1 pseudogene is annotated in these 649 nt (G+C 53.5%); it reads left to right on the forward strand.

Annotated elements, in window-relative coordinates:
* Positions 1 to 300: 300 nt before the first annotated feature.
* Positions 301 to 649, forward strand: a pseudogene (locus tag EJQ19_RS31640) (hypothetical protein); the annotation flags it as partial.

Below are 649 nucleotides of genomic sequence, written 5' to 3' on the forward strand. Positions count from 1 at the left end.
AAAATAAGAGGGGTTGCATCCGCTTACATAAACTAGACTCTCAGTGGCCGCTTGCGAAAAACTAGCTAGTCTTGGAAACCTGCCACCTTTCGCCCAGCTAGCTATTCTTGGAAACCTGCCATTCTTCGCCCAACTAGCCACTCTCCTGCAACTGCCACTTCCGCTAAACTAGTCTCGCCAACCGTCGCTCTTCTGAGCTGCGTATATTCGCGATTTCATTGGATGTTCACACTTTTTTCACAATTGTACGCTACACTGGAAAAAGATCTGACCATTTAGAGCAAAAGGTGGGGAATAAAATTGAAGCGCATACATAAAACTTGGGTTGCCGGTACGCTAGCAGCCGGCTTGCTTATCGGCGGGGGACTCCTGTTGCAGCACAACCAGGCATTTGCAGATGAAACGGCTTCGCCGGGAGCACCAACGTCGTCGCCTGCGGTGAAGAAACACAGCTTCTCTGAGGGGTTCAAGGGGAACCGAGAGGAACGCGGCTTCGGCGATCATCGCTCGCCTGCGTTCGGCAAAGGTGGCTTCATGCCGGGATTCGGTATCGGCGGCGATCCGAAAGTGCTCACGACCCTGCTTGGCATGACGCAAGAAGATTTGGCGGCCGAGCGTAAAGCGGGCAAGTCGCTTGCGGAGATTGCGC

The sequence above is a fragment of the Paenibacillus whitsoniae genome, assembly GCF_003955665.1.
Classification (GTDB): domain Bacteria; phylum Bacillota; class Bacilli; order Paenibacillales; family NBRC-103111; genus Paenibacillus_E; species Paenibacillus_E whitsoniae.